We start from the raw sequence: 13,157 nt of genomic DNA, 5'->3' as shown, positions 1-13,157 counted from the left end.
GATCCTGGAGAAGTGACGGGGCGCAGGATTTCACCGTCCTGGAGAAGTGACGGGGCGCGCGCGGGTCAGTCCTGCCCGTACCGGGGGTCGACCGACTCCGGTGCCAGGCCGAGGAGTTCGGCGACCTGCTCGACCACGACCTCGTGCACGAGCAGGGCGCGCTCGTCCCGGTTCTTGGTGCGGATCTCGACCGGCCTGCGATAGACCAGGATCCGGGCCGGGCGGTCCTTGCCCGCCGCGACCGCACGGCCGAGCGGCACGGCCTCGTCACTCCAGGACGACCCGTCCACCTCGTCGTTCACCGTGCCGGGTGACTCCTTGAACGGCACGTCGGCCACCAGGAACTCCACCTCCTGGAGCTGCGGCCAGCGCCGCTCCAGGCGTTCCACCGAGTCCAGCACGAGATCGCGGAAGGTCTCCGCCCTGCTGGCCGAGAGCGGCACCTGGGGCGGCGCCACGGGCCCGCGCATGCCGCGGCCGTGCCGGTCGCGGCGCCGGGGCCCCGAGCGGGAGCCAGTACCTTCGGCTGAGTGGGAGCTGTCCATCACTGACGCAGCGTAGCCCTCCGGGACGGATGGCGATCGCGGCAACGGCGCGCGCGGCCGCATGTCGCGCGATGACCATTTCGGCCACGAGTGAGAGCGGTTGCCCGGCCGTCCGGACCCGGGATTCCGTGCCTTTTGACCGAATCGTTCCCAAGTAGCGGGCGCCAGAAGGGCGGTAGCCGCCTGCGGTCCGCTGTTCCCGCGCAGGTCAGCGCAGTTGCTCCGAGAGGGCGTGTGCCCGAGCTCACACCGCGACACGGTGGAGTGAGCTGGTGGAGAGTCGTCGCGGCCCGGTCAAGAGTGCGGTACCGTCCAACGTCGTGAGCCCTGTACGTCGCTGTTCGCGCACCGCGTGCGGTCGCCCTGCCGTCGCGACGCTGACGTACGTCTACGCGGACTCGACCGCAGTCCTCGGTCCGCTCGCCACCTATGCCGAACCCCACTGCTACGACCTGTGCGCCGAGCACAGCGAGCGCCTGACCGCGCCCCGTGGCTGGGAGGTCGTGCGCCTGACGGACGGCTCCGCTCCGGCCCGCCCCAGCGGCGACGACCTGGAAGCGCTTGCCAATGCCGTACGGGAGGCCGCGCGTCCCCAGGAGCGCGCCGCCGAGGCAGGCGGAGCGCGCGCCTCGGACCCGGTGGAAGTCGGCCGCCGAGGCCATCTGCGCGTGCTGCGCTCACCCGAATCCTGAAGGCGACCGCGGCGCGCCTCAACCCCACCGCCTATTCGGCCGAGTTGGCGCGCTCATGCGCCCGGCCGCCCGAGCCATGTCCTGTGTCGCCCCGGCGGCGGGTAGTTTGGGAGCCCGGCCGGCGCCCGCCAAAGGGCATCGGCGACGCCGTCAAGGAAGGTTGGGCCGTGGCTGCTGATCTGTCGCAGATCGTGAAGGCGTACGACGTCCGCGGAGTGGTGCCGGATCAGTGGGACGAGGCCCTTGCCGAGCTGTTCGGCGCCGCCTTCGTCACCGTGACGCGGGCCGACGCCATCGTCGTCGGCCACGACATGCGGCCCTCCTCGCCCGGTCTCTCCGCGGCTTTCGCGCGCGGCGCGGCCATGCTCGGAGCGGACGTCACCCTCATCGGACTGTGCTCCACCGACCAGCTCTACTACGCGTCCGGCGCCCTCGACCTGCCGGGCGCGATGTTCACCGCCTCGCACAACCCGGCCAAGTACAACGGCATCAAGATGTGCCGCAAGGGCGCGGCGCCGGTCGGCCAGGACACCGGCCTCGCCGAGATCCGCGCGCTGGTCGAGCAGTGGTCGCGGCAGGGCGCGCCGGCCCCGGCCGCGAAGGCGGGCACGATCGTCGAGCGCGACACGTTGACCGACTACGCGGCCCATCTCCTGGCCCTGGTCGACCTCTCCGCCATCCGCCCCCTGAAGGTCGTGGTCGACGCGGGCAACGGCATGGGCGGGCACACCGTGCCCACAGTGTTCGACGGCCTGCCCCTCGACCTGGTTCCGATGTACTTCGAGCTCGACGGCACCTTCCCCAACCACGAGGCCAACCCGCTCGACCCGGCCAACATCGTGGACCTCCAGGCCCGTGTCATCGCCGAGGGCGCGGACCTGGGTCTCGCCTTCGACGGCGACGCCGACCGCTGCTTCGTCGTGGACGAGCGGGGCGAGCCGGTCTCGCCGTCCGCGATCACCGCGCTGGTCGCCGCCCGCGAGCTGGCCCGCCACCCCGGCGGCACCGTGATCCACAACCTGATCACGTCCTGGTCCGTGCCCGAGGTGGTCCGCGAGAACGGCGGCACGCCCGTACGCACCCGGGTCGGCCACTCCTTCATCAAGCAGGAGATGGCGGCCACCGGGGCGATCTTCGGCGGTGAGCACTCCGCGCACTACTACTTCGCCGACTTCTGGAACGCGGACACCGGCATGCTGGCCGCGCTCCACGTCCTGGCGGCGCTGGGCGGCCAGGAGGGCACCCTGTCCGCGCTCGTCGCGCAGTACGACCGGTACGTGGGCTCAGGCGAGATCAACTCCACGGTGGACGACCAGTCGGCCCGGGCGGCGGCGGTCCGCGACGCGTACGCGGACCAGGACGGCCTCACCCTGGACGAGCTCGACGGCCTGACCGTCACCGCCCAGGACTGGTGGTTCAACCTGCGCGCCTCCAACACCGAGCCCCTGCTGCGCCTGAACGTCGAGGCCCGCGACGAGGTGACGATGGCGAAGGTCCGCGACGAGGTTCTGACGCTGGTACGCGGCTGAGGAGCGAGGCCCGGCGCCGAGGCGGCACCGGGCCGTCGTGCTGGGTCTTCGCGCCGGTCCGCCGTGCCGGGCCTTCGCGCCGGTCCGCCGTGACTGGGCGGAGTGCGACCCGGGCGCTGTGCGGCCTGGACCGTTGCGGCCCGGGTGATTCGCGGCCCGGGTCAACGTGCCCCGCTCGCCGCGTTCAGAGCACCGGGCGCGCCCCCCGTCACCCGCCCACCCCGCCCGACCCGGGCGCTGTGCGGCCTGGACCGTTGCGGCCCGGGTCATTCGCGGCCCAGGCCCATCCGCACCCCGAGCCATCCGCACCCGGGTCAACGCGCCCCACTCATCGCGTTCACAGCACCGGGCGCGCCCCCGTCACCCACCCCGCCCGGCCCGGGCATCGGCGCAACCCCCGCGCTCCCGCACCGGCTTGCTCGGCGGGCACGCAGCCCGCTCACCCCGGCGGTAGGCTGATCAGGCCCCCCTGGTGCGCACCCGTACGCGCACCAGGACACAGCACGCCGAAGGGAATCTCATGCCGCTCGAAGCCGGCCTCCTCCAGATCCTCGCCTGCCCGGCGTGCCACGCCCCGCTCAGCGACGCGACCTCGGCGGACGAGCCCGAGCTGATCTGCACCGGCAAGGAGTGCGGACTGGCCTACCCGGTGCGCGACGGCATCCCGGTCCTCCTGGTCGACGAGGCCCGCCGACCCGCGTGACGCGCCACGGGCATCCAGCGCGCGCCCAGACCAGGTAACCCGTCCCGGTAACCCGCCCAGCACAGCCGGAGGCCCGACCCCATGCTCGACGAGTCGCTGCTCGACGCACCGGAAGCCCTCGCCCGGGCCGATCACCGAGGGCTGCTGCGCGGCGCGGCGGAGGCGGGCGCACGCGTCCGTACCGCGGCCCGGCACGCGGTGGAGGCCGGCATCGCCGAGCTGAAGCCCGAGGGCCGGCCGCGCTCCGTGCTGATCGCGGGCCCCGGCACCGCCGCGGCCGGTGTGGCTGACCTGATCACGGCGCTCGCGGGCGCGTCCGCGCCGGTCACCCGCCTGGAATCCACCGGCGTCGCCCCCGCCGCCGGCGCCCTGCGCTGGACGCTGCCGGGCTGGGCGGGCTCCGTCGACCTGCTGCTCATCACCACCACGGACGGCTCCGAGCCCGGCCTGGCCCTCCTGGCCGAGCAGGCCTACCGCAGAGGCTGCAACGTCGTCGCGGTCGCCCCCCAGCGCTCCCCGCTCGCGGAAGCCGTGGACGGGGTGCACGGCCTCGTCGTCCCGCTGGCAGCGGGCCCCTTCGAACCCGACGGGGCGGAGATGTCCGCCGCGAGCCCGGGCGCCCTGTGGTCCCTGTTCACGCCCCTGCTCGCGCTGCTCGACCGGGTCGGCCTGCTCAGCGCGTCCCCGGAGACCATCGAGAAGGTCGCCGTACGCCTTGACCGCACGGCCGAGCGCTGCGGCCCCGCCATCGCGACCTACAGCAACCCGGCCAAGACCCTGGCCTCCGAGCTCGCCGAATCGCTGCCGCTGATCTGGACCGAGGGCGTGGGCGCGGCACCGGCGGGGCGCCGGTTCGCGGCCGTGCTCAGCGAACTGTCGGGCCACCCCGCGCTCGCCGCCGCGCTCCCCGAGGCGCTGCCCGTCCACGGCGTGCTGCTGGCGGGCTCGCTCGCGGCCGGCGCCGACCCCGACGACTTCTTCCGCGACCGCGTCGAGGAGCCGGAGCGGCTGCACGCCCGGGTCGTCCTGCTGCGCGACCGGCCCGCCGGCGGTCTCTCCGCCCTGCCCGCCGCCCGCGAACTGGCGCTGAGCCACGACGCCCCGGTCAGCGAACTCGAGCCGGAGGAGGGCAGCGAGCTCGAATGCCTCGCCGAACTCCTCGCCATCGCCGATTTCGCCACCGTGTACCTGACGATCGCGTCCGCCTGACCCCGCCCGCACACCCGGCCGGAGCCCGCGCCCGGCAGCCGAAAGAGAACACAGGACTCATGGACCGTCTCACCAACACCATCCGTCCCTACGCCTGGGGCTCCACCACCCTCATTCCGGAGCTGATGGGCGCCGCCCCCACCGACGAGCCCCAGGCCGAGATGTGGATGGGCGCCCACCCCATGGCCCCTTCACGCCTCGACCGGGGCGCCGGCCTGACATCGTTGTCGGACCTGATCGCGACGGACCCGGCGGCCGAACTCGGCCGCGCCACGGTGGCCCGGTTCGGGCCGCGCCTGCCCTTCCTGCTCAAGCTGCTCGCCGCCGACGCCCCCCTCTCGCTCCAGGTCCATCCCGACCTCGCCCGGGCGAAGGAGGGGTACGAGGCCGAGGAGCGGGCCGGGATCCCGCTCGACGCGCCGCACCGCAACTACAAGGACACCAACCACAAGCCCGAACTGATCTGCGCGCTCACGCCGTTCGAGGGGCTGTGCGGCTTCCGCGCCCCCGAGGAGGCCGCGCGCACGCTGGAGGAGCTGGAGGTCGACTCCCTCAAGCCGTACGTCGATCTGCTGCGCGCCCACCCCGTCGAGGCGGCCCTGCGCGAAGTCCTCACCGCCGTGCTGGGCGCCGACCGCGAGGAGATGGCGGCGACGGTCACCGAGACGGCCGCCGCCTGCGCCCGCCTGGGGGGCGCGCAGTACAGCGCGTACGCCTCGCTCGCGCACCACTACCCTGGCGACCCCGGCGTCCTCGCGGGCATGTTCCTCAACCACGTCCAACTCCAGCCCGGCGAGGCGCTGTTCCTCGGCGCGGGCGTGCCGCACGCCTATCTCGGCGGCCTGGGCGTGGAGATCATGGCCACCTCCGACAACGTCCTGCGCTGCGGCCTGACCCCCAAACACGTCGACGTCCCCGAACTGCTCAAGGTCGTACGCTTCGAGCCGACCGATCCCGGTGTGCTGCGCCCCGAGGCGTCGGTGACGGGGGAGGAGCTGTACGAGACCCCGACCGACGAGTTCCGCCTGTCCCGTTTCGTACGGGCCGAGGGCGCGGCCCCCACCGACCTGACGGCGCCGACGCCGCAGATCCTCCTGTGCACGGCGGGCAGCCCCGCAGCCGGCGGGCTGACCCTCGCTCCGGGCACCTCCGTCTTCGTACCGGCGGGGGAAATGACCGAACTGTCCGGTACGGGAACGGTGTTCCGCGCCACCGTCGTCGCCTGATGCGACAATGTGCCGCCGCGGGGTCCGGGCACCGGCCGGGGCCCCGCCGATGGCAACCGACGAAGGGAAGACGGCACCTCCATGAGCGCGTCAGGCGGAACCAAGGCCATCGTGGCGGCGCTGAGCGCCAACCTCGCCATCGCGGCGGCGAAGTTCGTGGCGTTCCTGTTCAGCGGTTCGTCGTCGATGCTCGCGGAGAGCGTCCACTCGCTGGCCGACTCCGGCAACCAGGGCCTGCTGCTGCTCGGCGGCAAGAAGGCCCGGCGTGAGGCGACGCCCCAACACCCCTTCGGCTACGGGCGCGAGCGCTACGTCTACGCCTTCCTCGTCTCGATCGTGCTGTTCTCGGTCGGCGGCATGTTCGCCGTCTACGAGGGCTACGAGAAGATCAGGCACCCGCACGCCATCGAGGCCTGGTACTGGCCCGTCGGCGTCCTCGTCTTCGCGATCATCGCGGAGGGCTACTCCTTCCGTACGGCGATCAAGGAGTCGAACGTCACCAGGGGCCAGCTCTCCTGGAAGGAGTTCATCCGCCGCGCCAAGGCACCCGAACTCCCCGTGGTCCTGCTGGAGGACTTCGGCGCGCTGGTCGGCCTGGCCCTCGCCCTCGCGGGCGTCGGCATCGCGGTGGCGACCGGCAACGGCGTGTGGGACGGCATCGGCACCCTGTGCATCGGCGTCCTGCTGATCCTCATCGCCATGGTCCTGGCCGCCGAGACGAAGTCGCTGCTGCTCGGCGAGTCGGCGGGCATGGAGGAGGTCGAGAAGATCAAGGCGGCGATCGTGGACGGTGACACGGTCACCTCGGTCATCCACATGCGCACCCTCCACCTCGGCCCCGAGGAGCTGCTGATCGCCGCCAAGATCGCCGTCCAGCACGACGACACGGCCCGCGAGATCGCGGCCGCGATCAACGAGGCCGAGGCCCGCGTCCGCGCGGCGGTCCCGATCGCCCGGGTCATCTACCTGGAACCGGACATCTACAGCGCCGAAGAGGCAGCGGCGGGCCCCGACCCGGCCGCCACCCCGGGCGGCCGCTGAGCCCCATGTCCGTGCGGGCCCGGCCCGGCTCCCGCCCTCGGGCCCGCACGGAGTAAGCCTGCCGGACCGGACCCGCTGGGGGCGGGAGCAAGCCGTTCATCAGGCGCACTGGGGTCCGCTGGGCCGATCGGTGTAGATTCGTGACCAGAGCCAGACGTCGCTGCTGATGGCGGTCGGTCGGTCGTCCCCCGTGGACCCGGCCGAGGGAGAGAGGGCCTCCGACGGACTGCGCTGCGAGCGCGTTCGGGCACTTTTCTGCCTGCCGCCGCCCGCAGATCAGCCGTACCCACCCTCGACACCGACCCACGAGGAGCAGCTCCCCATGACGACTGACGCCACCGGCGCCGGCCAGGACTTCAAGGTCGCCGACCTCTCCCTCGCCGCCTTCGGCCGCAAGGAGATCAACCTCGCCGAGCACGAGATGCCCGGCCTGATGTCGATCCGCAAGGAGTACGCCGCCACGCAGCCGCTGGCCGGCGCACGCATCACCGGCTCCCTGCACATGACCGTGCAGACCGCCGTCCTGATCGAGACCCTGGTCGCGCTCGGCGCCGAGGTCCGCTGGGCCTCCTGCAACATCTTCTCCACCCAGGACCACGCGGCCGCCGCCATCGCGGTCGGCCCGAACGGCACCCCCGAGGCCCCCGCGGGCGTCCCGGTCTACGCCTGGAAGGGCGAGACCCTCGAGGAGTACTGGTGGTGCACGGAGCAGGCCCTGACCTGGCCGAACACCCCCACCGGCGGCCCGAACATGATCCTGGACGACGGCGGCGACGCCACCCTCCTGGTGCACAAGGGCGTCGAGTTCGAGAAGGCCGGCGCGGCCCCGGACCCCTCGACGGCGGACTCCGAGGAGTACGCCCAGATTCTCACCGTGCTGAACCGCACCCTGGGTGAGAACCCCCAGAAGTGGACCCAGCTCGCCTCCGAGATCCGCGGCGTGACGGAGGAGACCACCACCGGTGTCCACCGCCTCTACGAGATGATGCGCGACGGCGACCTCCTGTTCCCGGCGATCAACGTGAACGACGCCGTGACCAAGTCGAAGTTCGACAACAAGTACGGCTGCCGCCACTCCCTGATCGACGGCATCAACCGCGCCACCGACGTCCTCATCGGCGGCAAGACCGCGGTCGTCTGCGGCTACGGCGACGTCGGCAAGGGCTGCGCCGAGTCCCTGCGCGGCCAGGGCGCCCGCGTGATCATCACCGAGATCGACCCGATCTGCGCGCTCCAGGCGGCGATGGACGGCTACCAGGTCACGACTCTGGACGAGGTCGTCGACAAGGCGGACATCTTCGTCACCACGACGGGCAACAAGGACATCATCATGGCCGCCGACATGGCCAAGATGAAGCACCAGGCGATCGTCGGCAACATCGGCCACTTCGACAACGAGATCGACATGGCCGGTCTTGCCAGGATCCCGGGCATCGTCAAGGACGAGGTCAAGCCCCAGGTGCACACCTGGACCTTCCCCGACGGCAAGGTGCTGATCGTCCTCTCCGAGGGCCGCCTGCTGAACCTCGGCAACGCGACCGGTCACCCCTCCTTCGTCATGTCGAACTCCTTCGCGGACCAGACCCTGGCCCAGATCGAGCTCTACACCAAGCCGAACGAGTACCCGACCGACGTGTACGTGCTGCCCAAGCACCTCGACGAGAAGGTCGCCCGCCTCCACCTGGCCTCGCTCGGCGTCAAGCTCACCGAGCTCCGTCCGGAGCAGGCCGCGTACATCGGCGTCGAGGTCGAGGGCCCGTACAAGCCGGACCACTACCGCTACTGATCCCCGAGCGGTCCGCCACCGGGCAACACCACCCCGGCGGCGGGCCGGCCGCACAACGCGCGGCAGGGTCAGCTGCCCGACTGGCCGACCGGTACCTGAGCAGGCCCCCGCACCCCCGTGCCGGGGGCCTGCCCCGTACCGCCCCACCGAGTCAGCGCCCGATCCCCAAGGACTTGCCGATCCCATGCCCCGTGGCCGCTATTCGCTGCACGACCCGCACGACCGCACCCCTCTCGGTGACGAACACTTCCACTGCGCCCCCGGGCCATCCGGTTGGCGTTACGTCTCCCAGCTCACCACCCCCTCCGGAGACCAGGCGGGCTCCGTGGACCTCGCGCTCGACGAACTCGGCCGTCCCATCCGCCTCGAACTCCATGCCGCCGGCTGGCAGGTACGAGGCGCCGCCCTCGACGGCGTCACTTGGGTCCGTACGGACCCGTCCGGGATCCACGCGAGCGAAGGCACCGTCCGCGCCCACGCCTTCACCGCCGGCTCCCCCGCGTTTCTCGTCGCCACCTCCCGTCTGCTGCGCCTCACCCCCCAGTCGCCGACGACGCGCGTCCGCCTCGTCCTGTTCACGGATCCGGTCCTCGCACCCCGCACGATCGACCAGTCCTGGGCCCTGCTGAACAGTGAAGCGCACGCCACTGACAACGGCCCCCTGATCGTGGACGAATACCAGGTCAACGCCCTGGACACGGGGGAGCAGTACGCCGTCCACATCGCCGGCGACGTCGTGCTCGCGGCCCCCGGCATCGAGCTGGAAGCCCTGGAGACCCCGCCCTCGACGTTCCCCACGCCGTAGCCCGGGCCGGATTCGCGCGCCCCTGTCGAAATGGCCCCGCCCCGTTCGACGTGTTGGTGTGCGGCGCTCCCGCCGCACGACGACGCACGACAGGATCGGACGGGAAACCCATGAGTCAGCTGCTGAGAGTCATGAACTTCAACGTCTCCAGCGACGGCATCGCCGCCGGGGAGCACCAGAGCCTCGACCGGCCGTTCGGACTCGACCATCCCGAGCGGCTTTTCGCCTGGGCCGGAGCCACCGCCAGCTGGCCCATGCGCACCGAGCCCGGCGGCAGCCGGGGCCTCGACGACTACTTCACCCGCGACTTCGCCCGCGACATCGGCGCCGAGATCATGGGCCGCAACAAGTTCGGGCCCCAGCGCGGCCCCTGGTCGGACCACGAATGGCTCGGCTGGTGGGGAGCGGAACCCCCGTTCCGTACACCGGTGTTCGTGATGACCCACCACGAGCGCCCGTCGTTCACGCTCTCCGACACCACGTTCCACTTCGTGGGCGGCGACCCCGCGTCGGTCCTCGCGCGGGCACGCGAGGTGGCGCGGGGCAAGGACGTCCGGCTCGGCGGCGGGGTCACCACCATCCGGCAGTTCCTCGACGCCGACCTCGTCGACACCCTGCACGTGGTGGTCTCGCCGGTGAAGCTCGAATCCGGGCTACGGCTCTGGGAGTCCCCCGAAGAGCTGCGCGACCGGTTCCACCTGGAGGTCGTGCCCAGCCCGAGCGGCGTGACGCACCACCTGTTCTGGCGCAGGTGACACGCGGGCGGGCCGCCCGTCGCGCTTTTCGACGCGGGGCGGGGCAGTACTAGGGGGTGTCTGGTGGGCCATGGCCGGGGGCGCGGCGTCTGGTGCGGCACCTCGCGGCGTTGCCGAATCGCCCCGATAGCTCCGCTATCGAGACGCTCCGGCGCCTTGCGATGCACCGCACCAGACGCCGCGCCCTGACCGACCCTGATCCACCAGACACCCCCTAGCCGGGCGGCGCGAATCCCGTGGAACGCGCCGCGGCCTCCGCGTCGCGCGCCCCCGAGAAGGCCTGCTCGCCGACGCCCGTGGCCGGGGCGGCACCGGCCGAAGCGGAAGGCCCGGCCGACCGGGCGGCCACCCCCGCGTCAGGAGCCGCGTCGGGAGCCGCGTACGAGCCGTGGACCGGACCCGGGCCGGACGCCGAACCCTGACCTGCCACGGCCCCCGGCACCCAAACGGAACCGGCCCCCGGACCTCCGCCGGGGCCCGCGCCGAAACCTCCGCCAGAACCCACGCCCGGGCCCGCGCCGGGACCCACGCACAGCCCGGCGCCCGCCCCCGCGAAGGCCCGCCGCGCGTCGCGGGCCTGGCGCTCGCTCACCACCGCCGCCAAGAACGCGGCCGGCGGCACCCCCTGCGGAAGCCCAGCCCCGGTACGCCCCGCCACGTCCTCCGCCAGACGCGTCGCCATCGCCCAGCTCACCTGCGGATCGAGCTGCCGCATACGCGTCAGGTACTGGCGCACCGCGAGCCACAGTTCATCCGGCACACGCGACAGATCAAGCCCCGCGAACCGCCCGATCAGCCACGGCGGCGGAGGCGGGACAGCCACGCCCTGCCCCGACGGCACCCGCTCCCGTACGACGAGCGTCCCCGCGAACACGTCACCGATGCGCCGCCCCCGCTCGGAGACCAGCGACGACACACAGGCCACGACACCGAAGGTCATCAGAACCTCGACGACCCCCATGGCCCCGCGCACCAACGCGTGCCGGAAACGTATGGGGCCGCCGTCGTCCCGCACCACCCGCAGTCCGCACGCCATCTTGCCCAGCGACCGTCCGTGCGTCAGCGTCTCGACCGCGATCGGGGCCCCGACCAGCACCAGCAGGAACAGGGCCACGGCTATCGCGGCCCGGGCTGCGGCGTCCAGGGAGGCGGTCGTCAGCATCATCACCATCGACACCGCGATGTACGCCGCCCACACCACCGCCAGGTCGATGGCCAGCGCCAGCGCCCGGCTCGGCAACCGAGCGGGCCGCAGCCCCAGTACGACCGCATCTCCCGTGACCAGCGCGCTCACCGAATACCCCACCCTCACAGAACGACGACCTTCCACACCCCTCGAGCCCCCCAGTCTGCCAAGCTGGCCCGCAACGCGCCGCAGTAGTACGGATCGTCCGCACCCAGTGCCTGGAGCAGCAGCAGAACATGGACCTCGACGTCTTCATCACCGCCCACCGCGCGGAGTGGGACCGCCTGGAACACCTCGTGCGCCGCAGCCGGCGGCTCTCGGGCGCGGAGGCGGACGAACTGGTGGCGCTCTACCAGCGCACGTCCACCCACCTCTCCCACATCCAGTCCACTGCCCCGGACCCCTTCCTGACGGCCCGGCTGACGCAACTGGTGGCCCGCGCGCGCTCCGCCGTCACGGGCACCCGCCGCGCGACCTGGCGCGATGCCGTGCGCTTCCTCACGGAGGGCTTCCCGGCGGCGGTCTACCGCTCGCGACGCTGGTGGATACCCGCCGCGCTGGTCTCCGTCGCGGTCTCGGCCCTCATCGGCTGGTGGATAGGCACCCACCCCGAGGTCCAGTCGGCCATCGCGGCCCCGGACGCCCTTCGGCAGATGACCCGCCCGGGCGGCGAGTACGAGACGTACTACTCCAGCCATCCCGCCGGCTCCTTCGCGGCCGAAGTCTGGACGAACAACGCGCAGGCCGCGGCCATCTGTCTGGTCCTCGGCGCCTTCTTCGGCATCCCGGTCCTGTGGATCCTGTTCCTCAACATGCTCAATCTGGGCGTCGGCATCGGCCTCATGTCGTCCGCCGGACGCCTCGACACCTTCCTCGGCCTGGTTCTGCCGCACGGCCTCCTGGAACTGACCGCGGTCTTCGTCGCCGCCGGTACGGGCATGCGCCTCGGCTGGACGGTCATCGACCCGGGCCCCCGCACCCGCCGCGCGGCCCTGGCGGAACGCGGCCGGGCGGCGGTCGGCATGGCCATCGGCCTTGCGCTGGTGCTGTTCGTCTCGGGCCTGATCGAAGGCTTCGTCACCCCCTCCGGCCTCCCGACCTGGGCCCGCATCAGCCTCGGCATCGTCGCGGAACTGGCCTTCCTCACGTACGTGTACGTCCTGGGCGGCCGTGCCACACGCGCGGGCGAGCTGGGCGACGTCGAGGCGAGCGCCCGCAGCGCCGAACTTCCGACGGCCGCGTGATGTGCGTGCGGCCCCTCTGGCCTGCTACTCTCCTCTTCGCCCACAAAACCGTTGACACGGTTCGCGTGGGGAGGTAGATTCAAACGGTTGCCTCGAACTGGACAAGTTCGGGATCGCTGGCTAACATCTCTCTCGCTCTCACCGGAAATTCCATTTCCCAGTGATGAGCCATTCCGATTCACCATGCGAAGTCAAAGAAGCCGATTCGATCGGCCGAAATGCTTCTGATAGAGTCGGAAACGCCGAAAGGGAAACGCGAAAGCGAAGAACTTGAAGCGAACCCCAATTCGACGGGGAATCGGACACGAAAGAGTCTGATAGAGTCGGAAACAAGAAATACTGAAGGGAAGCGCCCGGAGGAAAGCCCGAGAGGGTGAGTACAAAGGAAGCGTCCGTTCCTTGAGAACTCAACAGCGTGCCAAAAGTCAACGCCAGA

At 71.8% G+C, this 13,157-nt stretch carries 13 protein-coding genes; 10 read left to right on the top strand and 3 right to left on the bottom strand.

Annotated elements, in window-relative coordinates:
• Positions 1–65: 65 nt before the first annotated feature.
• Positions 66–608, bottom strand: a complete 543-nt coding sequence (locus tag ACFYM2_RS33055; RefSeq protein WP_388460892.1) for a metallopeptidase family protein — start codon at positions 606–608, stop codon at positions 66–68.
• 209 nt (positions 609–817) lie between these two features.
• Between ACFYM2_RS33055 and ACFYM2_RS33050 the strand changes: the two genes are divergently transcribed.
• The 9 genes from ACFYM2_RS33050 to ACFYM2_RS33010 all read left to right on the top strand — a co-directional run bounded on the left by ACFYM2_RS33050 (position 818) and on the right by ACFYM2_RS33010 (position 10,291).
• The gene (locus ACFYM2_RS33050; protein ID WP_359004704.1) at positions 818–1,237 is read left to right on the top strand and encodes a DUF3499 domain-containing protein; all 420 of its coding nucleotides are present in this window, start codon (positions 818–820) and stop codon (positions 1,235–1,237) included.
• A 167-nt stretch (positions 1,238–1,404) separates the two neighbouring features.
• Entirely contained in the window at positions 1,405–2,766 is a 1,362-nt protein-coding gene (locus tag ACFYM2_RS33045; RefSeq protein ID WP_388841326.1) for a phosphomannomutase/phosphoglucomutase, read from the top strand.
• 520 nt (positions 2,767–3,286) lie between these two features.
• Positions 3,287–3,469 (top strand): Trm112 family protein, encoded by a 183-nt coding sequence (locus tag ACFYM2_RS33040; protein WP_359004698.1) that lies wholly within the window; start codon positions 3,287–3,289, stop codon positions 3,467–3,469.
• Between the two features lie 81 nt (positions 3,470–3,550).
• Positions 3,551–4,678 (top strand): SIS domain-containing protein, encoded by a 1,128-nt coding sequence (locus ACFYM2_RS33035; protein ID WP_388460897.1) that lies wholly within the window; start codon positions 3,551–3,553, stop codon positions 4,676–4,678.
• Between the two features lie 59 nt (positions 4,679–4,737).
• Entirely contained in the window at positions 4,738–5,904 is a 1,167-nt protein-coding gene (gene manA / locus ACFYM2_RS33030; protein WP_388841323.1) for a mannose-6-phosphate isomerase, class I, read from the top strand.
• A gap of 81 nt (positions 5,905–5,985) precedes the next feature.
• A complete protein-coding gene (locus tag ACFYM2_RS33025; protein ID WP_359004689.1) occupies positions 5,986–6,945 on the top strand; it encodes a cation diffusion facilitator family transporter in 960 nt (319 codons plus the stop codon).
• Between the two features lie 322 nt (positions 6,946–7,267).
• Positions 7,268–8,731 carry an adenosylhomocysteinase gene (ahcY, locus tag ACFYM2_RS33020; protein WP_350230721.1) on the top strand — a complete coding sequence of 488 codons (1,464 nt, stop codon included), beginning with the start codon at positions 7,268–7,270 and terminating at the stop codon, positions 8,729–8,731.
• A 184-nt stretch (positions 8,732–8,915) separates the two neighbouring features.
• A complete protein-coding gene (locus tag ACFYM2_RS33015; RefSeq protein ID WP_359004686.1) occupies positions 8,916–9,536 on the top strand; it encodes a hypothetical protein in 621 nt (206 codons plus the stop codon).
• Positions 9,537–9,646: 110 nt separating this feature from the next.
• Entirely contained in the window at positions 9,647–10,291 is a 645-nt protein-coding gene (locus ACFYM2_RS33010) for a dihydrofolate reductase family protein (protein WP_359004683.1), read from the top strand.
• A gap of 214 nt (positions 10,292–10,505) precedes the next feature.
• Here the strand turns inward: ACFYM2_RS33010 and ACFYM2_RS33005 are convergent, their stop codons facing one another.
• Complete coding sequence (locus tag ACFYM2_RS33005) at positions 10,506–11,585, bottom strand: RDD family protein (protein ID WP_388841318.1); 1,080 nt, start codon at positions 11,583–11,585, stop codon at positions 10,506–10,508.
• Between the two features lie 128 nt (positions 11,586–11,713).
• Between ACFYM2_RS33005 and ACFYM2_RS33000 the strand changes: the two genes are divergently transcribed.
• Complete coding sequence (locus ACFYM2_RS33000; RefSeq protein ID WP_388460906.1) at positions 11,714–12,721, top strand: stage II sporulation protein M; 1,008 nt, start codon at positions 11,714–11,716, stop codon at positions 12,719–12,721.
• Positions 12,722–12,859: 138 nt separating this feature from the next.
• Here ACFYM2_RS33000 and ACFYM2_RS32995 read toward each other — a convergent pair.
• Positions 12,860–13,157, bottom strand: a 298-nt coding sequence (locus ACFYM2_RS32995; RefSeq protein ID WP_388841316.1) for a hypothetical protein, incomplete at its 5' end; no start/stop codon positions are given.

Origin of the sequence: Streptomyces sp. NPDC006711 (assembly GCF_042869775.1) — a bacterium.
GTDB lineage: Bacteria > Actinomycetota > Actinomycetes > Streptomycetales > Streptomycetaceae > Streptomyces.
The sequence above is the reverse complement of the archived record's forward strand: the minus strand, read 5'-3'. Positions and strand labels throughout refer to the sequence as shown.

Bases quoted from the DNA above. Each gene is read 5' to 3' on its own strand.
- ACFYM2_RS33015 (WP_359004686.1), top strand. From the start codon at position 8,916: ATGCCCCGTGGCCGCTATTCGCTGCACGACCCGCACGACCGCACCCCT.
- ACFYM2_RS33000 (WP_388460906.1), top strand. From the start codon at position 11,714: ATGGACCTCGACGTCTTCATCACCGCCCACCGCGCGGAGTGGGACCGC.
- ACFYM2_RS33040 (WP_359004698.1), top strand. From the start codon at position 3,287: ATGCCGCTCGAAGCCGGCCTCCTCCAGATCCTCGCCTGCCCGGCGTGC.
- ahcY (WP_350230721.1), top strand. From the start codon at position 7,268: ATGACGACTGACGCCACCGGCGCCGGCCAGGACTTCAAGGTCGCCGAC.
- ACFYM2_RS33055 (WP_388460892.1), bottom strand. From the start codon at position 608: ATGCGGCCGCGCGCGCCGTTGCCGCGATCGCCATCCGTCCCGGAGGGC.
- manA (WP_388841323.1), top strand. From the start codon at position 4,738: ATGGACCGTCTCACCAACACCATCCGTCCCTACGCCTGGGGCTCCACC.
- ACFYM2_RS33035 (WP_388460897.1), top strand. From the start codon at position 3,551: ATGCTCGACGAGTCGCTGCTCGACGCACCGGAAGCCCTCGCCCGGGCC.
- ACFYM2_RS33010 (WP_359004683.1), top strand. From the start codon at position 9,647: ATGAGTCAGCTGCTGAGAGTCATGAACTTCAACGTCTCCAGCGACGGC.
- ACFYM2_RS33025 (WP_359004689.1), top strand. From the start codon at position 5,986: ATGAGCGCGTCAGGCGGAACCAAGGCCATCGTGGCGGCGCTGAGCGCC.